The organism is Treponema sp. OMZ 906 (assembly GCF_024181185.1).
In the GTDB taxonomy this organism is placed as follows: domain Bacteria; phylum Spirochaetota; class Spirochaetia; order Treponematales; family Treponemataceae; genus Treponema.
Window position 1 is genome coordinate 2,061,978 of sequence record NZ_CP051196.1, and the last position, 22,577, is coordinate 2,084,554.

General features: G+C 41.0%; 17 protein-coding genes. 12 read left to right on the forward strand and 5 right to left on the reverse strand.

What is annotated here, in order from left to right; all coding sequences use genetic code 11:
- Positions 1-79 precede the first annotated feature (79 nt).
- Positions 80-2,002, forward strand: a complete 1,923-nt coding sequence (locus E4N69_RS09290; RefSeq protein ID WP_253823638.1) for an AMP-dependent synthetase/ligase — start codon at positions 80-82, stop codon at positions 2,000-2,002.
- A 506-nt stretch (positions 2,003-2,508) separates the two neighbouring features.
- Here the strand turns inward: E4N69_RS09290 and E4N69_RS12680 are convergent.
- Positions 2,509-2,637, reverse strand: coding sequence for a hypothetical protein (locus E4N69_RS12680; protein ID WP_256478588.1), 129 nt, complete (start codon positions 2,635-2,637; stop codon positions 2,509-2,511).
- Positions 2,638-2,835: 198 nt separating this feature from the next.
- Between E4N69_RS12680 and E4N69_RS09295 the strand changes: the two genes are divergently transcribed.
- The gene (locus tag E4N69_RS09295; RefSeq protein ID WP_315442735.1) at positions 2,836-4,398 is read left to right on the forward strand and encodes a 5'-nucleotidase C-terminal domain-containing protein; all 1,563 of its coding nucleotides are present in this window, start codon (positions 2,836-2,838) and stop codon (positions 4,396-4,398) included.
- 88 nt (positions 4,399-4,486) lie between these two features.
- On the forward strand, positions 4,487-5,659 hold the full coding sequence (locus E4N69_RS09300) for a YibE/F family protein (protein WP_371922383.1): 1,173 nt from the start codon (positions 4,487-4,489) through the stop codon (positions 5,657-5,659).
- 127 nt (positions 5,660-5,786) lie between these two features.
- On the opposite strand, the gene E4N69_RS09305 is transcribed toward E4N69_RS09300, so the two are convergent.
- From E4N69_RS09305 to E4N69_RS09315, 3 genes are all read right to left on the reverse strand, one after another.
- Positions 5,787-6,179 (reverse strand): type II toxin-antitoxin system HicB family antitoxin, encoded by a 393-nt coding sequence (locus E4N69_RS09305; protein ID WP_253714181.1) that lies wholly within the window; start codon positions 6,177-6,179, stop codon positions 5,787-5,789.
- A gap of 16 nt (positions 6,180-6,195) precedes the next feature.
- Positions 6,196-6,375: a type II toxin-antitoxin system HicA family toxin gene (locus E4N69_RS09310; RefSeq protein WP_253714182.1), complete on the reverse strand. Its 180-nt coding sequence runs from the start codon at positions 6,373-6,375 to the stop codon at positions 6,196-6,198.
- A 177-nt stretch (positions 6,376-6,552) separates the two neighbouring features.
- A complete protein-coding gene (locus tag E4N69_RS09315) occupies positions 6,553-8,520 on the reverse strand; it encodes a RecQ family ATP-dependent DNA helicase (protein WP_253823640.1) in 1,968 nt (655 codons plus the stop codon).
- A gap of 151 nt (positions 8,521-8,671) precedes the next feature.
- On the opposite strand from E4N69_RS09315, the gene E4N69_RS09320 reads away from it, so the two are divergent.
- Entirely contained in the window at positions 8,672-10,312 is a 1,641-nt protein-coding gene (locus tag E4N69_RS09320; protein ID WP_253823641.1) for a PAS domain-containing protein, read from the forward strand.
- 112 nt (positions 10,313-10,424) lie between these two features.
- Here the strand turns inward: E4N69_RS09320 and E4N69_RS09325 are convergent, their stop codons facing one another.
- A complete protein-coding gene (locus tag E4N69_RS09325) occupies positions 10,425-12,524 on the reverse strand; it encodes a methyl-accepting chemotaxis protein (protein WP_253823642.1) in 2,100 nt (699 codons plus the stop codon).
- A 196-nt stretch (positions 12,525-12,720) separates the two neighbouring features.
- On the opposite strand from E4N69_RS09325, the gene E4N69_RS09330 reads away from it, so the two are divergent.
- The 8 genes from E4N69_RS09330 (at position 12,721) to E4N69_RS09365 (ending at position 22,561) form a co-directional block, all read left to right on the forward strand.
- Positions 12,721-13,941, forward strand: a complete 1,221-nt coding sequence (locus E4N69_RS09330; RefSeq protein ID WP_253823643.1) for an alanyl-tRNA editing protein — start codon at positions 12,721-12,723, stop codon at positions 13,939-13,941.
- Between the two features lie 138 nt (positions 13,942-14,079).
- A complete protein-coding gene (locus E4N69_RS09335; RefSeq protein WP_253823644.1) occupies positions 14,080-14,910 on the forward strand; it encodes a CPBP family intramembrane glutamic endopeptidase in 831 nt (276 codons plus the stop codon).
- A gap of 385 nt (positions 14,911-15,295) precedes the next feature.
- Positions 15,296-15,847, forward strand: coding sequence for a histidine phosphatase family protein (locus E4N69_RS09340; protein WP_253823645.1), 552 nt, complete (start codon positions 15,296-15,298; stop codon positions 15,845-15,847).
- A gap of 324 nt (positions 15,848-16,171) precedes the next feature.
- Positions 16,172-16,813 (forward strand): TetR/AcrR family transcriptional regulator, encoded by a 642-nt coding sequence (locus E4N69_RS09345; protein WP_253823646.1) that lies wholly within the window; start codon positions 16,172-16,174, stop codon positions 16,811-16,813.
- A 93-nt stretch (positions 16,814-16,906) separates the two neighbouring features.
- The gene (locus E4N69_RS09350) at positions 16,907-18,622 is read left to right on the forward strand and encodes an ABC transporter ATP-binding protein (protein WP_371922384.1); all 1,716 of its coding nucleotides are present in this window, start codon (positions 16,907-16,909) and stop codon (positions 18,620-18,622) included.
- A complete protein-coding gene (locus E4N69_RS09355; protein ID WP_253823647.1) occupies positions 18,623-20,347 on the forward strand; it encodes an ABC transporter ATP-binding protein in 1,725 nt (574 codons plus the stop codon).
- Between the two features lie 8 nt (positions 20,348-20,355).
- Positions 20,356-21,867 carry an ABC transporter ATP-binding protein gene (locus E4N69_RS09360; RefSeq protein ID WP_253823648.1) on the forward strand — a complete coding sequence of 504 codons (1,512 nt, stop codon included), beginning with the start codon at positions 20,356-20,358 and terminating at the stop codon, positions 21,865-21,867.
- The gene (locus E4N69_RS09365) at positions 21,860-22,561 is read left to right on the forward strand and encodes an energy-coupling factor transporter transmembrane component T family protein (protein WP_253823649.1); all 702 of its coding nucleotides are present in this window, start codon (positions 21,860-21,862) and stop codon (positions 22,559-22,561) included. The genes E4N69_RS09360 and E4N69_RS09365 overlap by 8 nt, the downstream gene beginning before the upstream one ends.
- Positions 22,562-22,577: the final 16 nt, after the last annotated feature.

Genomic DNA, 22,577 nt, shown 5'->3' on the forward strand with positions numbered 1-22,577 from the left:
TCTGCGGGAATATCCGGAAACCATCTGATGAGGTTGCCTTTTACTTGACTGATTTTTTCTTTTATGCTAGCGTTTTGGCATGAACGACATCACAATGCCGCAATTGTTGCAACAAATTACAAAAAAATATCCGAATATTGCCGCTCAATATTCCAAGAATGAGCAAGGCGATTTTAATCCGCTCTCCTACACTGATGTTTTTGATCGGGTATTGAGTTTTGCAGGCGGACTGTTATCCCTCGGCATCACGCGGGGAGACAGAGTCGGCCTTATCGCAGATAACAGGAAAGAGTGGTACCATGCCAGCATGGGGATTATGACGATCGGAGCAGCCGATGTTCCGCGCGGCTGTGATGCAACCGAACAGGATTTAGTACGCATTTTATCTTTCGCTGAATGTACAGCTGCTGTCATAGAAAATCGGGATCAATTTATAAAAATCTTAAAAAATCAGCAACAGTTCCCGCTGCTCAAAACGCTCATTGTGTTTGATCCTTTCGATATTCACGATGAAGAGCTCAAAACAAAGGGCAACACTTCCCGCTTTGCAATGTACAGTTACGATGAGATTATCGAACGGGGTATGGCATATCGGAAAGAACACCCCGAAGCGGTTGAACGGGAGCTGGAAAAAGGCAGCGATACGGAAGTTGCTACGATCATTTTTACCTCCGGTACGACAGGCGAACCTAAGGGCGTTATGCTGACGCATAAAAACTTTATTGTGCAGCTGGATGACCTTAAAACGAGGGTTATCCTCTATCCCGGCGAAAAGGCCATTGTGGTACTGCCGGTATGGCATAGCTTTGAGCGACTCTGCGAATACGTTATCTTAGCTTCCGCCGCGGGGATGGTGTACTCCAAACCGGTGGGAAGCATCTTGCTTGCAGATATCGCAAAAACCAATCCAGCGCTGTTCCCATCGGTGCCGCGTATCTGGGAGTCCGTCTATACCGGTGTTTTTAAGGCAATGAAGCAGGCAGGCGGTATTAAGCAAAAACTGTTCAACTTCTTTGTCGCGGTAGGCTTGTTCCATGCACACCATGCACGGAATGTTAAAGGGCTTAATCCTCATTTTGTCTCTTATACGAAGATCACCCGTCCTATTATTTCCTTTATACCGTATCTTTTCTCCCTGCCGCTCTACGCGCTGGGTAACGTGCTCGTGTTTAAAAAGATCCGTACCAAACTCGGCACCGGCTTCCGGCAAGGGGTTTCAGGCGGAGGGGCACTACCGCCGAATATCGATGCGTTCTTCTGGGCTATCGGTGTAAGCGTTACCGAAGGCTACGGTTTAACCGAAACGGCACCGGTTGTGTCGGTTCGCCCACTCGGGCGCCCCGTATTCGGTACTATCGGGAAGCCGCTGTCATGTACGACGGTAAAGATTGTCGATGACAACGGTACCGAGCTGCCGGTAGGTCAACTCGGTACCGTAATGATCCGCGGCACCAGCGTTATGAAGGGGTATTACAAGCGGCAGGATTTAACCGATGCGGTCATCGACAAGGACGGTTGGTTCGACAGCGGCGACCTCGGATTAAAAACGCTTGACGGCGAACTTATCCTACGTGGCAGAAAAAAAGATACGATCGTACTACGCGGCGGAGAAAATACCGAGCCGGTACCGATTGAAATGAAGCTGCAGGAATCACCATTCATCGCGCAAGCCGTAGTTCTCGGGCAGGATCAGCGCTTTTTAGGCGCACTCATTGTCGCAGACGAAACCGAGGTTAAAAGCTATGCGGCAGAGCAAGGGATATTGGCAGACTCATTTGAAGACCTGCTGGCAAAACCGGAAATCAAGAAACTTTTTGAGCGACAGATCGCTTCGCTGATAAACCATGAAAACGGCTTTAAACTGTTTGAACGAATCAACCGTTTTGCACTCCTTGCCAAACCTTTTGAAGCAGGCGTAGAACTCTCGGCAAAGCAGGATGTAATGCGCTATAAGATCACGTCGTTATATAGTAATCAAATTGATAGTTTATTCGCTGATTAAATAGAAAGGCTTTTCCATCGCAGCCGCGATCTGTAACGTTAGAGATTGTATCAGCTTCTTTGGCCGAAAACGACCTTCATATTCTATAGTGAGCCTCAATTTCTTGTAAGATATTTAATGAGTACATATCTTTTGCGAGTTTTTCCTTCAAAATATAAAGGTTTTGAAGGAAGCCTTTAGGGATTTCTGTGGTATCACTTTTTCGTATAAGTGAATACAAAAGCTCAATACATTCGGTACATAAATAGGGGTTTGTTTCAGACTGTATAAAAAACACAACTTCCATTATAGCGCTAAAGGCATCTTCTGCAGTAAATGCAGTATCTATTTTATCCCGTGCTTTTGCAAAAAACCATTCCTATAAATTCGACAACCACAGCCTTTATCAAAAGGCGAGGATTGGCGAATTGCCGCACTTTTGCAACGAAATGAAAAAGTGCAGTCAATAGGCGACGTTTGCGCTTACGCAAACTCGCAGCGTTTTTAGACAATGCCAACTGCATTGTCTAAAATAAGCCTTCATCTTTTTGCAGCTCTGTTTGCCAATTGAGCTGTAAATCTTTAAGCACTTCATTTATTTTCATGTTTATTCCTATATATGCGGTATTATACAGCATATCATTCTTAATTAACATAAGAAATCCAATCATTATACAACAGCGTCATATCTTTTTATTTACGCCATGGTTTATAGAGGTTTTCCTTATAACTTTTTCTCTCTTTTTTCCTTGCATTTTTTCTGTATCCGTTTTACACTACAAAGTACAAGGAGTATGCAAATGACGCAGAAAAAAGTTTTTAAAACGCTGTTTGTTGCATTGGCGGCTGTATTTATGCTGTTCTCGTCGTGTAAAACGACTGAGCCGGAACATATTCCCGCACCCGTACCGATGCAATACAGCGCTATTGAAGCAACAGCGCCGGCTAATCAGGTGGATGTGATCTTGTTTAACGACTTCCACGGTAACGTTGCAGAAGATGCCCGTCCCGGTAAAGGAAAAAATGCCGGTATGGCAAAGCTGCTCGGCTATGTGCACACCGCACAAAGGGAAAACCCGAATACGATTGTCGTAGCAGGCGGTGATAACTATCAAGGTACTGCAATTTCCAATTTGACCTACGGTGCACCGGTTTCCGCAATGATGAAGGCAATGGGCGTATCGGTATGCGCAGTCGGAAACCACGAATTCGACTGGGGCGTAACGCACATGAAGGAATGGCAGAAAGACGGCAATTTTACCTTCTTGGCGGCAAATATCGTCGACAAAAACACCAAGAAGCCTGTCTCGTGGGCAAAGCCGTACGCGATTATCACTAAAGGCGGTTATAAAATTGCGTTTGTCGGTTTAGCTCATCCCGATACGGTCAGTTTAACAAAAGCGGAACATGTCAGCGGTTTAGAGTTTACCGATCCCGTTAAAGCCGGACAGCAATGGGTTGATTACCTATTGGCCGGAAAAGCAAAAGAAGGGAAACCGGATGCCATTATCGCATTAACTCACATAGATTCCGATCAGAAGGGTGAAGAAATCACTGGAAATGCAGTCGCGCTTGCTCAAATTAAGGGCTTAAACGCGATATTGTCAGCTCACAGCCATCGACCGGTACAGGGCGCTGTAGACGGTATGCCGATTATGCAAGCTTACTGCTACGGACGCGCAGTTGGAAAACTCAGCATCACCTTTGATGAAAATAAAAATATCGCTTCGATCACTCCTACCCTTGATGAAATTTGGAAGCACAAAGACACTATCGTCGAGGATGAAGCTGGGAAGGCTATTTATGCGAAATACGATGCAGACTTAAAACCGATCTTGAGCAAAGTAATCGGTACCGCAGCCGGTGAGTTTACCCATGAAAGAAAGGATAAGGGCAGCAATACCTTGCTCGGCGTATGGGCAGCAGAAGTACAACGGAAAGTTGGAAAAGCCGATATTGCTATCCAGAACGGAGGCGGATTACGCAGAACGCTTGCAGCGGGAAATATTACCGTCGGCGATCTGTACGAAATCATGCCGTTCGACAATTTCTTAGTCACCTTCGACCTTAGCGGAGCGGAAATCAAAAAGGCAATTGATCACGGTATTATGAACCCGAATATCACAGACGGACAGTTTGCGGGATTAAAGGTTGAATACGACGGCACCAAACCTTTTGAAAGCAGAGTCACTTCTATCGCATTAGCCGATGGAACTCCGCTCGATATGAACAAAACATATAAGGTTGTTGTCAATGACTTTATGTTTACCGGTGGTGATAAATACGATTTCTCGAAGGCAACGAACGTCGTCGAAACATATATTCCGATTCGTGATGCCCTAATCGACGAAATTAAAGCGGCAAAGACTATTACGCCGAAGGCTCCGGATTACATCAAAGATATCAGCAAAAAATAAAAGGAAGTCCTTATACACAATGGAACAAGCAATGTATGTTCACATGCATTGCTTGTTTTTCTTTTTGGTATTCGTCATGCAGCAAAAAATCAAACGATTTTGTATTTTTCTTTTTTTCATCCTTACAACTATGCTTACAGCGCAAATCCCCGTATTTGCAGAGGCAGACACCGATTCAAAAGATGCCGGATTGGCGGAATATTACGACACGCAACTTAATTTGCCGAAGAATCAGGTGGTAAAAGCGCGCGTTATTGAAATCGTATATGATGACCTCGCGGAAAGCAGACCGGATGTTCCGATTGAATCCGACTTTCGGTATCAGCATTTAAAAATAGAAATTTTAACCGGCAAGCATAAGGGCGAAGTGTATACCGTCCGCAACACTATTGAACTGGCAATTCCGTACCGGCTTATCTTCCGGCTCCATGAAAAAATGATACTGCAGGTGGACGAAGATGAAGAAACCGGAAAGATAATAAACTTAAAAATCTACGAGCGTGCACGGGACACAAAAGTCTATGCGCTCATCGTAATCTTCGCAGCGGCGCTTATTATCGTCGGCAAAAAAAACGGCCTCAAAGCATTGATTACGCTCGGCATTACCGTAGGTCTTATTTTCGGTATTTTTCTCCCGTGCATTATACGGGGTTTTAATCCGATCTTATTGGCGCTCGCTGTATGCAGTTCCGCAACGGTTATCACGCTGCTAATCATCAGCGGTAACAATAAAAAAACATATACAGCCATCATAGGTACAATCGGGGGCGTTATCATCGCAGGGATATTCGCATTTATTGCCGGTAAGATACTCATGCTGACAGGGCTGGGAAACGAGGACGCGCAAATGCTTGCCTTTATACCGCAGCACCGTAGGATTGACTATCAAGGATTGTTGTTTGCAGGTATTATGATCGGTGCACTCGGCGCGGTGATGGATGTGGCAATGTCCATCTCATCGGCAATGTGGGAGATTATTTCCGTAAGTCCCGATATATCAAAAAAACAACTGATAAAATCCGGCATGAATATCGGCCGAGACATTATCGGCTCAATGTCGAACACACTGATTTTGGCGTATGTCAGCACCTCCATTCCGGTACTGCTGCTGTTTATTCTATTCTCCAACGGATTTACCGAAATTATCAACCTCGAACTTTTAGCCTCCGAGGTACTGCGCGCTGTTGCCGGAAGCATCGGGCTTATTTGCACCATCCCTATTACGGTGCGCCTTGTCGGGAGATGGCATCATACATCATGAGGCGATTACCGGACGGGGAAGCGTACTAGGAAAATTTTGATTAATACGATTACTTTTTATTTTTTTACTATTACAAGCAACAGCCCCGACGCAAGCGTCGGGGATTAACCTCTCCGCACGAATAAAATTACAATGCAATTTGCAACCGCTGTTTCAATGCGTTTTGTAGCTCTTGTGAAAAATTAACCCCGGCTTCTTCCGCTTTATAATTGAGCCATGCCGGAATAGTAACAGTTTTCTTTATTGCTTTTTCAGAAAACTGTTTGCGCCAAGCATCAGTGTCGGCTATTACATAATTCACAAATCCGTTTTTTATTTTAATTTTAGATATATCACTCGGTTCCGGTATCTGTTGCCGATGATCTTCATAATGAGCAAGCATCATAGCTATGGCATCCTCTGCCATTTCTATTGCTTCCGTGATTGTTTCTCCAAATGTAAAACAGCCGGAAATATCAGGAACTCTTACACCTATTTTTCCATCATCGTATTCAAAAATAACGGGATATGTATATTTCATATTATGCCTCCTTTTACTATTTTAAACCTGCTTCTTTGAGAATATTATGCGCTGTTCCAGTCGGAACATCACCTTTATGCCGAGGTATCGCAATCATTTTACCTGTCTCTTTATGGATTGCTTTATCGTGTTTTGCTCCGGCAGTAATTTCATAACCGGCTTTTTTTAATAGTTTTATAATCTCATCTGCTGTCATAGCATCACCTTATGATACAATTATAACACGTATAAGCACGTATTTCAAGGTATCGCGATTTACAAAATAATTGGAGAAGTTTCAAAATCTAAAGATTTCCTTAACTGCTGTATTTTAAAAAACGATTTTTCAGCAGCCTGCTCCTCTTCTTCGCAAATTCTTTTTGCCCACCCACTGCTACCTTCCCGTATTTTCCACAAGACGCAAAAGCGCTGCACCGAATTTTTCTGCTTTTATTTCGCCGATACCGAATACGTTCAGCAGTTCACGTACCGTGCGCGGTTTTTTGAGGATGAGGTCTTCGATTGTTCTATCTCCGAATATAACGTAAGGCGGAACGTTTTCTTCTTCGGCGGTGCGCTTGCGCCATTCTTTTATTGCCCCATACAACGCCGCATCGTCCTCATCCAAAGTGCGTAAAAATTCACCTCGTTTATATTCACCTTTTTTAGATGCGGTACCCTGCGTCTTAGCGTCGATGCCGGAGTTTTTAGATCCGCGCTGAGTCAAAGCGCGCTGCCCCATAAGCTCTACCGGAAGTTCTATTTTTGCGCGGGATGTAAGCACCTGTTTGCCGCTCTCCGTGATGCTGAGCACGTGGTAGTCGCCGTTTTTTTCGATAAGTCCCGCATAGATGAGCGCATCGGACAGCGCAAACCAATCCTCTTTTGAAAGCTCCCGCCCGATTCCCCATGTTGAAACTTTATCATGTCCGTTTTCAATAATCCGCTTTTGCTTTGAGCCGAGCAGCACATCGACAATATACGAAAGCCCAAACCGCGATTGCGTGCGGTATATACAGCTCATAAACTTTTGAGCCGGGATGGTAACATCCGTCAGCGGAGGCGGAGGCGCGGAACACACATCGCAGCATGGGAAAGGACATCTTTGTTCGGCAGCGTTTTCGGATTCACTGCTGATGTCTTCCGGTGTTGCGTCAGGGTTTTCGGGTTTCCCGTTAGTCGCCGCCGGAACAAACCGCTCTCCGAAATATGACAACAGAAAATGACGGCGGCATGTCCGGGCGGAGGCAAACTTGAGCATTGCCTGCAAGAGCCGTTCGGAATTGGCACTGTCCGCTGACTCGCTAAAGAATGAGCGAATTTTATGTGCATCGCCTGCGCTGTATAAAAGCAGGGCGTGAGAGGCAAGACCATCGCGTCCTGCTCGCCCAATCTCCTGATAATATTCTTCGAGCGACTTGGGTAAATCATAATGGATAACAAAGCGGACATTCGGTTTATCAATTCCCATACCGAATGCAACCGTCGCAACCATAATCCGTACCTTATCACGGATAAATTGCTGCTGGTGATTTCTCCGCTCTTCGTCGGAAAGCCCTGCGTGATAATTGAGCGCCGCGTAGCCGGAATCCGTGAGCTGTTCGGTGAGCTTATCAACTTGCTTGCGCGAAAAACAATAAATGATTCCGCTTTCACCGCTGTGTTGTTCAAGACAGGCGATGACCTCGCGCAGCGCATTCCGCTTGGAGCGTACTTCAAGAAAAATATTTGCGCGGTTAAAACCCGCGACAAAAACTTCCGGCGTTTTCATACGGAGATTTGCCGTAATATCTTTTTGTACCTGTGCGGTTGCCGTTGCCGTAAGCGCAAGGAAAACCGCATCCCTAAACTGCGCACGGATATTCGAAATTGCCAAGTAGTCGGGACGGAAATCATGCCCCCACTCGCTAATGCAATGAGCTTCGTCAATGGTAATGCAGCTAACCGGTAGGCTTGCATCATGCAGTATAGACTGCGTGCGCTCCGCCGCAAGCGCTTCCGGAGAAAGGTATACCAGTTTGACACTCCCCGACTTAATACGCTGCACCGCATCGAGATACTCGCCCCATTCAAGCGAGCTATTTAAAAACACTGCACTCACACCGTTTTCTACAAGGGAAGCAACTTGATCCTGCATGAGTGAAATTAGCGGAGAAACAACAAGCGTAATACCGCCGAACAAAAGCGCAGGGATTTGATAGCACAACGATTTTCCGCCGCCGGTCGGCATAACAGCAAGCGTATCACGCCCCGACAGCACGGAGGCAATCACTTCCTTTTGTATAGGACGGAACTCATTGTAACCGAATGTTGTTTTAAGCACAGTATGAGCGTGTTTTAGCAGTTCATCGTGTTTTTCCATAAAGCGATTATATCTATTCCATGCGGCTTGCAGAAGAGATTGACTTGACGCATCTTAGATATTTCCTTATCTTCATTGTAAATAAAGACTAACAGATATCTCTTATCGCTTCCGGGAATAAGAAACTACAGTCTTTATACGGAGGACACCTATGGAAATGAAACGCCATTTAGATTCAGTAAATGATGCAAAGATAAAAACGGTTCTTCAGCTGAAGAATGACTATAATGCAGGCAAAATCAGCTTGACGGATGCTAAACGGATATTAAAGGAAGAAGTCGGTTCCTTAAAACCGTACGAGATCGCCCTCGCAGAGCAGGAACTTAAAGAGTTTGACGAAAATGAATGCCAAAAAGAAGACATTCAAAAAATGCTTGAGCTTTTTGAGGACATTATGGATACGAGCCGCCCCGACTTACCCGACGATCATCCTATCATGTGCTATTACCGCGAAAACGATGCGCTCAAAAAAATCCTATTGGAAATCGAGGATCTCGTCCAATATCCGCTTATCAAAAATCAGTGGCTCGGCATATATGACCGGCTGGATCAGTTCAGAATACACCTGTCACGCAAACAAAATCAGCTCTATTCCATTTTGGAAAAAAAAGGTTTTGACCGACCTACGACAACAATGTGGACGCTGGATAATTTTATCCGTGATGAAATACGGGATGCGCGAAAGCTGCTGGAAGAGGATGCCGACGACCAATTTATTGCGGTGCAATCTTCGATTGTTGCCGATGTGCGTGACTTACTGCAAAAAGAAGAAGCAATTTTGTATCCTACTTCGCTTGCGATGATCACTGAAAAAGAATTTGAAGAGATGAAATCGGGAGACAAAGAAATCGGCTTTGCGTGGATAAACGACAGCGGAGCACATAGTTCAACGGTTAAAAACAATTCCGCACAAACGGCACACGATACACAAACGCAGGGCGCTACCGGCACTGCTTCTTCTTTAACGGATGATTTAACCGCAGTATTACGCAAGCACGGTTTAAATGTCGGTGGTGAAACCAGTTCCGTTTTTGACGTGGCAACCGGCAAGCTGACACTCGAACAAATCAATTTGATTTACCGGCACCTACCGGTCGATCTTTCGTATGTAGACGAAAATGAAATGGTCTGCTTTTATTCCGATACGGAGCACCGCGTGTTTCCGCGCAGCAAAAACGTCATCGGGCGGAATGTTAAAAACTGCCACCCGCGGGCAAGCGTGCATATCGTCGAAGAGATTATCGAAAAGTTCCGCTCGGGCGAACAGGACTCTGCGGAATTCTGGATCAATAAACCCGGCATCTTTATCTACATCCTGTATACGGCAGTCCGCGACGAACAAGGCAAATTCCGCGGTATCCTTGAGATGATGCAGGACTGTACACATATCCGCAGTCTAACTGATTCGCAAACCTTGCTGACATGGAAAAAAGGCGGCGAGATAAGCGGCCAAACCGTTATCCAAGAAAACTCACATGAATCTCATAACGGCAATACCGCCGATGCGAAAAATGCAGCCGATACGTCACATACACAGAGTTCCGAATCTCCGCAGCGGGATAAAAAACTTTCCGCAGCGGATATTACCGCCGATACGCTTTTAAAAGATATCTTTGAAGATTATCCTGCGTTAAAAGATCAAATGGAAGAAATCAGCCCCAAGTTTAAAATGCTGAAAACGCCGCTTGCACGGATTATGCTGCCAAAAGCAACGATTAAAATTGCGAGCGAACGCACCGGCGTTGAACTGAATACTTTAATTGCGGAAATAAAAAAACGGCTTGGAAAATAGAGCATACAAAAACGTCTCTTGAGTAATTATGCCGCATAATTACTCAAGAGAAAATATGCATAGAATCCTTAAAAGCTACCCGAGTTTTTTCAGATGCCCTAAAGCCTCTCTTCTATATTTTAAACTTGGATACTTCCTGTGCCAAATTTTCGATACTTCGTTTGTTCTTATTGGTGATTTCTTTTACGCCTTGGATTGCATTATTGATTTGCACTGCCGCTGCCGCCATTTCTTTCATACTCGCAGCGATTGTGTTGGTCAGCCCATCGAGTTTTTTCATTTCGTGCGCAACTCCTTCTCCGCCTTTCAGCATATCACCTGATCCGGCTTCTACTTCAACAGTTACCTCGCTGATGTTTTTAATTGCCTCCAATACCTCGCGGCTTCCGTCTTCCTGTTCCCTCATCGACTCTGTTAAACGGGTACTCATATTTTTTACCTGATCGGAGAGCGTAAAAATAGTAGCAAATTTTTCACCTGCAACTTTCGAAGAAGTAGAAAGTCCTTCAATTTCTACAGTCAACGTTTTAAGCGTCGCAGTAATTGTTTTACCCTGCGCAGCGGAATCTTCTGCAAGTTTGCGGATTTCGTCGGCAACAACCGCAAACCCCTTTCCGGCTTCACCGGCATGAGCTGCTTCGATAGCGGCATTCATTGCAAGTAAGTTCGTTTGAGATGCGATGTGTTGAATCACACTTGAAGCCTCCATCAAACTGCCCGACTCCTCGGCAATCTTTTGAGTAACGCTGCCGGTATTCACGATAATCTCCCGTCCGTCGGCGGTTGCTTCCGCAAGCGTTTTAATAACCCCGTCCGTCTTTTCAAGCGTATCGGTAATCGATGCGATATTGGCAACCATCTCTTCTATCGCAGAAGAAGAAATAGATACGCTTGCCGACTGGCTTTCTATGCGGGTATTTAATTGCCGTATCGTTTTGATAATTTCTTCAACCGTTGCTGCCGTTTCTCCGACGCTTGCAGTCTGTGTCAACGCTTGCTGTTTTACACCGTCGATATTTTCATTTATTTTATGGACAGCTTGCGCAGTCTCGGTCATATTCTGAGCGAGCTCATCGCCAATCGATCGCATTATTCCGGCATTGCTGTCGATAGATTGTATGGAAGAACGAATCTTTTTAATCGTCTCATTAAAATATTCCGATAGCCGCGTTACCTCATCATTACCGATAAGAGGAAGCTGCACGGTCAAATCGCCTTCCCCTTGCGAAATATCTTTCAGCGCATTAACCGCTGTCTGGACGGGAGCCACCATCTTCGCCGCAATAAAAAATACAATTGTCAGCGTTACAGCCAGTATGATAACACCGATGATAATGATCATTTTACGAAAATCCGTAATTGCGCCGAGAAACTCTTCCGCCGGAGCAGCGATAATAATTGTCCACTTCGTATCCGGCATTTTCGTATAGGCTGCAATATGCTTTTTACCGTCATAAGTGTAATAACCGATACCGTCGGAAGAACTTGAAATCGCTTGTCGTTGAAATTCTGCGATAGATGCAAAGGAGCGGTCAGTCTTTGCCAGTTCCATTGTATTCTGTTGCGATTCAACAATTGATGTATCCTTATGGGCAATAGTTGTTCCGTCCATTCCTAAAATATGGCAATTTCCCGTTTTACCGATTGTGATCTCTGATATGGTATCGCAAATAACGGTTCCCCCCAGCCCTGCACCCAAAACCGCAATAACATTATCATCATTATCTAATAGCGGAACAGCCAAAATAACTTCCAGTTTTTTAGTGAGCGTTGAAATATGAGGTTCGGTGATAAAAGAAACTCCACTCACCGCGCTCTTATACCAATCCGTATCCCCGACAAAGCTAACCGTACCGTCGGCATAATAGCTGTTTCCCTTAGTATCGCATATATTAAAAAAACTGAGAGTGTCTGCATATCCGATATCGTCACGCACAATTCGCGTTTTTTCCGTAAAAGACACAGAAGGGTCCTTTATTGCCGGATTACGCATAAAACCGCTTAAGAAACTGAAGTCCCCTTTAATATCGCTACTGATAAATAAGGCGATATCGTTTACCTTGTCAATGAGATGCGCATTGACCCGCGCGGTAAGCGCCCGCTGTGCAGTGTACCGCGATAAGGAACCTTGTATAACACCGGCTACCGTAATCAATGTTCCGAAAATGATAAGCAACTTCTTACGAATAGAAAAAATTTTCTTTTCCCGCATAAAGAGAAATCCCTCCGCATACCGAGCTTCCCTAACAACTCGCTTGGTTTTTAGAGACGCCCTTGCCTTGTCTATAATAATATAGTTACTATATCTGAGTTTAGCAGAGATGACAATACGTATTCAACAGATAAAAGATGATTGGATTTATTGCCGTATCGGAGTATAATGAACTTACTCGATACAAGGAATATTTATGGAAAACTTTAATGCACTGTATTACCGCAAACCGTATATCAGAGAATTCGATGCGACGGTAACCGCTTGTTCAAAAACCGAGAGAGGGTATGAGATAGAACTGTCGGATACGGCATTTTATCCCGAAGGGGGCGGACAGCCCGGCGACAGGGGCAGCCTTGTTGCGGAAGGACAACCTGAGAAGACTGTCCGAATATCTGATACGCAATTTGCAGGTGAACGCATCATTCATATTGCCGATGGAGAGCTTGCTGCCGGAACAAAAGTTCACGGAGTATTGGACTGGGTAAGCCGCTGCGACAATATGCAAGGACATTCGGGCGAGCATATCCTTACCGGCATCCTCGCGCAAACCTACGGGTACGAAAATGTCGGTTTCCACATGGGAGAAAGTTTTATCACCATCGACTTTAGCGGTCCGTTGACTGACGAGCAGGTACTCGATGCGGAACAGCGTGCCAATGAAATTGTCCGTGCAAATCTTCCGATTCAAGAAAGCTTTCCGAACGCCGAAGAGCGCAAAACAATGCAGTACCGTAGCAAAATAGAACTTTCGGGTACCGTACGCATTATCACCATTCCGGGACTTGATTCGTGCGCATGCTGCGGAACACATGTTACCGCCACCGGCGAAATCGGTTTGATTAAAATCCTCAACTTTACAAACCGCAAAAAGGGCGTCCGTTTGGAAGTGCTCTGCGGCAGAAAGGCGGTTCTTGCATACGAACAAGAGATGGCGCAAGTACGGGCTATCTCCCGCTGCTTATCGGCAAAGCCCTCCGAAGTGCAGGATGCGGTGGAAAAATTAAATGCCGAAAAAGGAAAACTCCAGCAGCAACTCCATGAAATGACCGAAAAATATCTAAAGCAGAAAGCGGAGTCGGCGGCAGATGTTGAGAACGCACCTCTTTATTTTGAAGATAATCTCAGTATCGAATATCTGCGCTCGTTCTGCAATCTGCTTTTAGCGACAGGAAAAATGCACACTTGCGCAGCATTATCAGCGGTTGCCGTTGAACCGGAAGGACTACAACCGACAGCATACAATTACGTCATCGTCAGCAATGCCATCGATTTAAAACCGCACATAAAAACATTAAACCAACAGCTCAACGGCCGCGGCGGCGGAAGCAGTTCTGCCATTCAAGGAACGTATTTTGCGGGGAAGGAAATTATTGAGGAAACGCTTACCGGCTTGTTGAGCAGGGCACGAGGATAGTATCCTGTATAACTAGATGAATCAGCCATAGGGGAGGAGCACTTTGAAAAAGAGATTAACACTATCATCATGGAAAGGCAGATTAACTGTCATTGCCGATAAGAATGAAGATGAAGAAATCATGGGAGAAAATAAGAAATGACGAAAATCAATAAACCCTTATTTGCCGTTCTCGTGATTTATATATTGTGCTTTATATTCCGATTTATAGAGTATTTTATTATTCGTACGGATCAAACATTTTGGGGAGAGGCATTTTTACACAAACTTTTAGGGATAGTTGTTTTATTCATAGCAGCTAAATTATATAACTTTAAAGCGCAAGATATCGGATTTAATAAAAATAGAGCTGTAAAATATACATTGATGGGATTGCTGTTTGGAATTTGTATATATGTATTAGCTTATAGTATAGAGATTGTTATAGCTGTTTCAAATAAAAATTTTCAATCATTACAATTATATGTCAGTTCTTATTCTGTAGATAAAAATATAGGAAATCAAACTTCACTACTCTTTTTTGTAATTTGTATTATCGGGAATATCATTAATGTGATTATGGAAGAAGGGATATTCAGAGGCCTGTTTACAAAAATGCTTGAGAAAAATCATACATTTTTTGTATCTGTGCTTATTACTTCTGTTTTGTTTGGATTATGGCATTTTATCGGACCTGTAAGAAACTATTTTGACGGCAGCAGCAGTATTGAAGGTATGTATGTAAATATTATTCTGTTGGTTACTGCTTCCGGATTTATCGGATTTAAATTTGCTTTATTAACAAAATTGACCGGCTCTATTTATATGGCAATGGGTGATCACTTTGTAAATAATACAATCATTAATATTTTTCATATTGTTTCTTCTACGGGGTGTGATGAATTGATGTTTTTAAGAATTGCAATTGCCCAATCCGTGTCGTTTATAATTGTTCTATTTGTCTATCTGCATAAAAAAGATTGTAGGTAGTAGGTAAGAACTGTATATCCCATCATTTATTGTACAACATGGGCGATGCAGTAACGATTCTGTTGGTTAAGCAGTTGCTATCCTTTTTACAAAAGGCAGTGTTTCAAATGTCTGATTTTCCAGCATACTGATTAAGCGGCATGCGGTACCGGTTGGGCGATTTGTTCCTTTTTCCCATATAAAATACGGCGAATCGTTCTTAGAAATGCCCTATTATCCATTATTGACTTTTCACCCTCTTTTATATATCGTTAATGTCTCGTTCTAATAGATTCTAACAGAGCGTATTCTGTTACACTGACTATCTCCGGTGGTGCTGCACAAAGATTGATCCTCAACACACACAAAGCACACTGTAGCGGGAACACATGAGGTATGCACCATAATGCTTATTTTGATACGGCATGCACACGTGCTTTTTAATTGGAAAAAGAAATATACGGCTGAGGGCTTTGCTCAGGCACAGGCTGAGTATGATGAAGCACCGATAGAACAGATCAACGATTCACAGCTTCGGTCTATCAGAGATGAATTGCCGGAGCATTTTGAACTTTATACGAGTACGTTAAAAAGAAGCATTGCCACGGCTGCTCAGCTCTTTCCTGATAAAACACCGATACGGTTGCCGGAGCTTTCGGAAATACCGATTTATCCGTATCGAGATTCTGATAAGCCGCTTTCGCTCTGGCGATGGCTATTCTGGGGACGGGTGCAGTGGTTTCGCAACAATCCGCGGCAGGAAAGAACAAAACAGAAGGTCAAGCATGAAATCGAAGCATTGATGTCTTTAATGGAAAACAAAAATGCGGTGATTGTAGGTCACGGATTTCAGATGCGGACAATGCTGAGCATACTTGCACAGCGTTATCCTGTTCAAAAACCGATGCACATAAAAAATTTAGACATAGTGAAATGTTTTGTTTATGAGAAGCAATGACGGAGTTCCGCCTCAATGGAGATTGGAGAAACGAAAGAGAAGAAAAAATTGTAAGCAAATTGAATATTCGGACTGAAAGATAGCGAAAAGAATGTTTTTAGAGATGCCCAGTAATATTTTAATTGTTTAAGTAGAAGACCACTCATACATACTATCTTTGCCGCTCGCCACCGCATAAAGGCAGCGGCTTCATTAATTTTCCCGTTGGTGAGAAAAATAGAGAAAATTTTTAGATGAACGCTCTATTGACCAAAATGTAAAGATTTGATAATCTAATTATCAAAAATAATATTATTATCATTTTTAAGGCTATGGGGAATCTAAATGTCTTACTGTTCGGATATAACAAAAAATAGAATTTTAGAGTGTGCTAAAAAAGAATTCCTGAATAAAGGCTTTGATAAGGCTCAGGTAGGTGAAATTGCAAAAGCGGCAAATGTAACTACAGGTGCGATATATCGTCATTTTAAGAACAAAGAAGATTTATTTTTCACACTGATTGAAGATGTATACAAATATACCTTAGAAGTTGTGGTTGAGGTTGAAACCAAGAATGAGAGTGAAGATTATAAGACGCTGTTAGCGCAAGATGAACATATTGTTATTGAGGCCATGTTTTCCGAGGCAATGAACTTTGTAAATTATATGTATGAACATTTCGAGGAGTTTAAGCTTATTTTTGAATGCAGCAAAGGCTCAATGGTTGAAAATTTTGTTGAAGAAATTGTCAACAGATACACGAAAAAAAACATGCGGTTAATACACTCTTCCGGAAATAAGAAATTAGGAATTGATAAGATTGAGGAATTTGAAGTTTATATGCTTACGAGAGGATATATCATTTCTTTGTGTGAATGTATCATACATAACATTCCACACAATTATGCAAACAAATATATAAAAAGTATTGTTGCTTTTCAATATTATGGTTGGAACGGCTTGCTAAATTTCAACACCCGAAAATAACCTTTCTCGTGTCAAGGTTAGTAGGAACTAAGTATCTAAGTATAGAGAGGAATGTTTGTGAAAAATAAAAAAAATAATGCAATCGCGTTACTGATGAAGTATGCAGCGGATAATAAAAGAGCATTATACAAATCAATATTTTCTGCAATTATAGGTGAGTTGTTCGGAATGATACCATTTCTTGCGATAGCTCAATTAATAGAAAAAATATATGTATCTGAGGCTTCTGTTAGAACTGCTTTGCAAATAACTGTAATAGCCTTATCTGGACAGATTTTAAAAGGAGTATTTACATTATATTCAACGCTGACTTCGCATAAAGCAACCTATCATATTTTGAAAAATATAAGAAGTAAGGTCGCAGAAAAAATGCTAAAGGTACCGATGGGCGTGATGATTGATACACCGACAGGAAAGTTTAAGAATTTAATGGTAGATACTATATCGAAACTTGAAGATTCTATGGCTCATTTTATGCCTGAGATCACATCAAGCATAGTTTCGCCTGTATTTTTTTTGATTTTAATTTTTACTCTGGATTACCGAATGGGCTTTGCATCTTTACTTACGATTCCGTTAGGTATGCTCGGCTATATAGGCATGATGAAAGATTACAAAGTGAAAAGTAAAACGTATACGGATGCTCAAAATAATATGAACAGTACATTAGTCGAATATGTAAACGGCATTGAAGTGATAAAAGCATTTAATCAAAGTGCGGTCTCCTATGGAAAATTTACCGACGCGATTAATTTTTTTCATGATAGTACACTGAGCTGGTGGAAGCAGAGTTGGTTATGGTCAGCTTTTGTTCAGGCCGTTATGCCGTCAACTTTACTTGGAACGTTACCGGTCGGCGCATATTTATATATGAAATCAGAAATATCCTTATCAAATTTTATTGTATGCATTATTTTACCTATCGGCTTTATTGCTCATTTGATGAAAATCGGAAAATATTCCGAACAATTTAATATGGTTAAAGCAAGTTTAGAAATTATAGAAGATTTTTTATCGAAAGACGAGCTTGTCAGACCAAAAGAGAAAGTGAATTTTGATGATACTTTATATCGATTTGAAGATGTGTCTTTTGCTTATGATAATACTGAACTAGTACTGAAAAATATCAATTTTGGAATAAAACCTCATACAGTTACGGCAATCGTAGGAAGCTCAGGTTCCGGTAAATCAACAATTGCTAAGTTGATGGCTGGTTTTTGGGATTCAACAAAAGGAACGATATATTATGGCGGAAAAAAAATATCAGAGATTCCCTTTGAACAACTGAGTGGTGAAATAAGTTATGTCTCTCAGGATAATTTTTTGTTTAATACAAGTGTAAAAGAAAATATCAGAATAGGAAAGCCGGATGCAAATGATGAAGAAATCATAGGAGCGGCAAAAGCTGCAGCGTGCCATGATTTTATTATCGGATTGAAAGATGGCTATAATACAATCGTCGGTGATGCCGGAGGTGCCCTTTCCGGCGGAGAAAGACAGAGAATTACAATTGCACGAGCAATATTAAAGCAGTCAAAAGTGATAATTTTAGATGAAGCGACTGCCTTCGCAGATCCTGAAAATGAATATTTGATTCAGAAAGCGATAAATAATCTCATAAAAGGTAAAACACTGATTGTTGTTGCTCACAGACTTTCTACAATTATAAATGCAGATAACATTTTAGTGATGAAGAACGGTGAGATTGTAGAAAGAGGAGTTCATAGAAGTCTATTAAATAAAAATGGAGAATATGCATCATTGTGGACAAATTATATCAGCGGCATAGATGAAGATATGGAGGCATAAATGTTCAATATTGTAAAACGAATATTTCAAATAGCAGGTAAGTATCGCTCCAGTATCATTATAGGTCTTATCTTCGGCGCATTAAAGTCTTTTTTTGCTTCTTTTATGTTACTTGCGGTTTTACTGATAATGATCAATCTTGAAAAATTAAACATGACTATTATTATGCAAGCAATGTTAATAGTGGGAATAAGTATATTAGGGAGATTTATATTTCAATATCTTTGCGATAGAAAATTAAGTGCATCTGGGTATGAGATTTTCAGAGACAAGAGAATTGAAATAGGAGAAAAATTAAAGAAAGCACCCATGGGTTATTTTTCGAAAAATAATTTAGGGACGATTCAAACTATTCTAACAACAACAATTTCCGATTTGGAAGGAATGGCAATGCTTGCGCTGAACTTTATTGTAGGTGGATTTTTTCATGCTTTCGGTATGACAGTTATGCTATTGATATTTTGTATTCCAGTAGGAATAATTTCTTTGATAACAATTATTCTCGGAGCATTTTTACTTGGAATAATAGCACAGAAAGCTGAAAAATATTCATCCGTTATGCAGAAAGCAGGAGAAGAACTGGTTATTGACTCTATCGAATATATCAGAGGTATTTCCATTCTTCGTGCATTTAAAAGTGGCAAAGAAGGTAAAAACAAAATCGAAGAAGCTTTTAGTAAAAAATGTAAAGTTGACATAGAAGTAACAGAAGCTACCGCATTGGTAATGAAACTTTACGAAATGGTTTTTAAGGTAGCAAGCTGCATGTTGGTTTTTGTTTCTGTGATTTTATATTTAAATCACACTATCCCGCTTTCTTATTCACTGATGTTTATCGTATCGGCATTTTTAATATTTATGGAACTGGAACTGGTGAATAATGGTGCATTTCTAAGTAAATTGCTGGCAACTTGGCTGGATAGGCTCGACTATATTTCGAATATTCCTTCATTAGATAAGGACGGAAAGAATATAAGCTTATCGTCTTACACTATAGAGTTTAAGGATGTTAGCTTCGGATACAATGAAAGGAAAATTTTAAAGGATATACATTTAAAAATAGATTCAAAAAGCTCTTTGGCAATCGTCGGTGTTTCGGGCTCAGGGAAGACAACCCTTTGCAATCTGATAGCACGGTTTTGGGATGTTCAGAAAGGTGAAGTTCTTATAGATGGAAAGAATGTTAAAGAGTTTACTTCTGAAAGTTTATTAAAAAACATCAGTATGGTTTTTCAAAAGGTGTATTTATTTAATGACACAATAGAAAATAATATAAAATTCGGTAACCCTAATGCTTCACGCGCTGAGGTTATAGAAGCTTGCAAAAAAGCACAGTGTTATGATTTTATTATGAGCCTTGCGGACGGATATAATACGGTTGTCGGAGAAGGCGGCTCCACATTATCAGGCGGAGAAAAACAGAGAATATCTATTGCAAGAGCAATTCTTAAAGATGCTCCTATTGTTATTCTTGATGAAGCGACCTCGAGTGTTGATCCTGAAAATGAATATATGCTAATCAGTGCGATAAAGGAATTAACCAAAAATAAAACGCTTATCAGCATTGCGCATAGATTATCTACGGTAAGAGAAGCCGACAAGATTATTGTTATTGATAAGGGGAGAATTGTGCAACAGGGAAATCATAACGAATTGATTAATCGAGAGGGAATATACAGACATTTCATTGAGATAAGAAAAAAATCAATCGGTTGGAAAATATAAGTGATAAAATGAAAGATACTATTATTGATTTTAATAATGTGAGTTTTAATTACGGAACACAGACAGAAGGCTGTCTAAAAAATATAAATTTTAAAATAAGAATGGGTGAATTTGTGCTATTTACGGGAGCGTCGGGTTCCGGGAAGACAACTGTTATGAGATTGATAAACGGTTTGATTCCTCATTTTTTTGAAGGAAACTTATCAGGGCAGGTGAAGGTCTTGGGGAGAGGGATAAAAATAAGTTCTCCCGGTGTACTTGGCAGAAATGTCGCATCCATATTTCAAAATCCGCGGAATCAGTTTTTTACAACAAATAGCACTCATGAAGCTGCATTTGCCTGTGAAAATTATGGAATCGACAGAAACGAAATAATAAAGCGAGTAGAAGCTGCTTTTAGTGATTTTAAGGCTGAAAATCTTATGAATAGGGATATATTTTCTTTATCAAGCGGGGAGAAACAAAAAATAGCGATTATTGCAGCAAAAACTCTCAATCCTAACATTTATGTATTCGATGAACCATCAGCAAACTTAGATATTCGTTCAATTATACAATTAAAAGAGTTTATGAAGAAACTAAAAGAAGCGGGACATACGGTAGTTGTTTCAGAACACAGGTTGTTTTATTTGACAGATTTATGCGACAGATGTCTGATAGTGAATGACGGGAAGATAGTTAAAGACATTCCCGGAAATGATATAAAAAATATGGATAACGGTGATTTAGAAAAATGCAATCTAAGAACATTTGATTTAAATACAATCGAATTTTCTTTGGAACAGAGAGAAAGCGGAAATAAAGAATACGCTGATTTTGAAATTGACAATGTATCATTTTCATATAAAAGCTCCTTATCCATTCTTCAAAGGTGCAGTTTGAAGGCTAATTATGGAGATACCGTGGCCATTATCGGGCATAACGGTGAAGGCAAAACCACCTTAGGAAAAATTATTGCAGGCCTGCTTAGAAGTGAAACAGGACAATTCTTTCTTGATGGTAAACAAATAAAACAAAAGGAACTGTATAAAAGTGTGTATTTCGTAATGCAGGATGCCGACTATCAATTATATTCCGATTCTGTTGTGTCGGAACTAAGATTAAGCGGAGAAGTTCATGGTAATATAGATGATGACGAAATTGAAAATACAATGAAATTATTAAATATTTTTGAATTTAAAGACTATCACCCTCAGGCACTTTCAGGCGGACAAAAACAGAGAGTAATTATCGCAGCAGCTATGACTTCAAATAAACGGATTATTGTTTTTGATGAGCCTACTTCGGGACTTGATTATAGTAATATGAGAGCCGTTGCAAAAGCAATAAATACTCTTCGCGAACATAAAGTATTGAATTTTGTCATTTCACATGATTTGGAATTTTTAAGCAAGATCGCTACAAAAGCAGTATTTGTTGAGGAGGGAAAAATAAATAACACTATTCGACTAACTGATAATTCTGATTTTAAGATAATAAAAAATTTTTTGCTGCAAAAAGAGGTTGAAAACTATGCTTAAATCTTGTAAACAGCACGGGGTAAGATATGATCCCAGGATTAAGCTGTTGCAGGTGTTGTTAGTAGGGATTCTGGTTTTTGTATTAACAGGGAAAAAATATGAAATATCATTATTCCTTTCGGTTTTTACTTTTGCAATGTTGAGCGGTCTTTTTAAGACCGGTATAAAATTCCTAGTTATATACAGCGGGCTGTTTCTTGCAGCTGAAATCAGTCCGTTGTTTATTGCAACAACTATACATTATTTTGTTTTATGTTTTATTACGATAGCATTTGCGGCTTTGAATTTGGCTAAAACTACCGATATTTCAGAAATACTGGCTACACTTCATAATATGAAAATTCCGTATTATATCAACATTCCTTTGGCGGTAATCCTGCGATTTTTTCCTACCATAAAGCAGGATGTCATTTGTATTAGGCAGGGCATTAAAACAAGAGGGATAGACATCTCAGTATTAGGTGTATTAAAGCATCCGTTTAAAATATACGAAATGATGATAATACCACTCTTGATGAGAATATTGTCTACTGCAACAGAATTGGCAGCCTCTGTTGAAACAAGAGGACTTGGTATCTCATGTAAAAAGACAAGCTATACTGAAATTCATTTCAGTATATTTGATGCATTGTTATTAATAGCAATGGTAACATTTTATACAGTCATTATTGTTATGAAAATGAAAAATTATTAAACTCCAAGGAGGACTG

Coding starts and splice junctions, on each gene's coding strand:
- E4N69_RS09290 (WP_253823638.1), top strand. CDS start 80: ATGAACGACATCACAATGCCGCAATTGTTGCAACAAATTACAAAAAAA.
- E4N69_RS12680 (WP_256478588.1), bottom strand. CDS start 2,637: ATGTTAATTAAGAATGATATGCTGTATAATACCGCATATATAGGAATA.
- E4N69_RS09295 (WP_315442735.1), top strand. CDS start 2,836: ATGCTGTTCTCGTCGTGTAAAACGACTGAGCCGGAACATATTCCCGCA.
- E4N69_RS09305 (WP_253714181.1), bottom strand. CDS start 6,179: ATGAAATATACATATCCCGTTATTTTTGAATACGATGATGGAAAAATA.
- E4N69_RS09310 (WP_253714182.1), bottom strand. CDS start 6,375: ATGACAGCAGATGAGATTATAAAACTATTAAAAAAAGCCGGTTATGAA.
- E4N69_RS09315 (WP_253823640.1), bottom strand. CDS start 8,520: ATGGAAAAACACGATGAACTGCTAAAACACGCTCATACTGTGCTTAAA.
- E4N69_RS09320 (WP_253823641.1), top strand. CDS start 8,672: ATGGAAATGAAACGCCATTTAGATTCAGTAAATGATGCAAAGATAAAA.
- E4N69_RS09325 (WP_253823642.1), bottom strand. CDS start 12,524: ATGCGGGAAAAGAAAATTTTTTCTATTCGTAAGAAGTTGCTTATCATT.
- E4N69_RS09330 (WP_253823643.1), top strand. CDS start 12,721: ATGGAAAACTTTAATGCACTGTATTACCGCAAACCGTATATCAGAGAA.
- E4N69_RS09335 (WP_253823644.1), top strand. CDS start 14,080: ATGACGAAAATCAATAAACCCTTATTTGCCGTTCTCGTGATTTATATA.
- E4N69_RS09340 (WP_253823645.1), top strand. CDS start 15,296: ATGCTTATTTTGATACGGCATGCACACGTGCTTTTTAATTGGAAAAAG.
- E4N69_RS09345 (WP_253823646.1), top strand. CDS start 16,172: ATGTCTTACTGTTCGGATATAACAAAAAATAGAATTTTAGAGTGTGCT.
- E4N69_RS09350 (WP_371922384.1), top strand. CDS start 16,907: ATGAAGTATGCAGCGGATAATAAAAGAGCATTATACAAATCAATATTT.
- E4N69_RS09355 (WP_253823647.1), top strand. CDS start 18,623: ATGTTCAATATTGTAAAACGAATATTTCAAATAGCAGGTAAGTATCGC.
- E4N69_RS09360 (WP_253823648.1), top strand. CDS start 20,356: ATGAAAGATACTATTATTGATTTTAATAATGTGAGTTTTAATTACGGA.
- E4N69_RS09365 (WP_253823649.1), top strand. CDS start 21,860: ATGCTTAAATCTTGTAAACAGCACGGGGTAAGATATGATCCCAGGATT.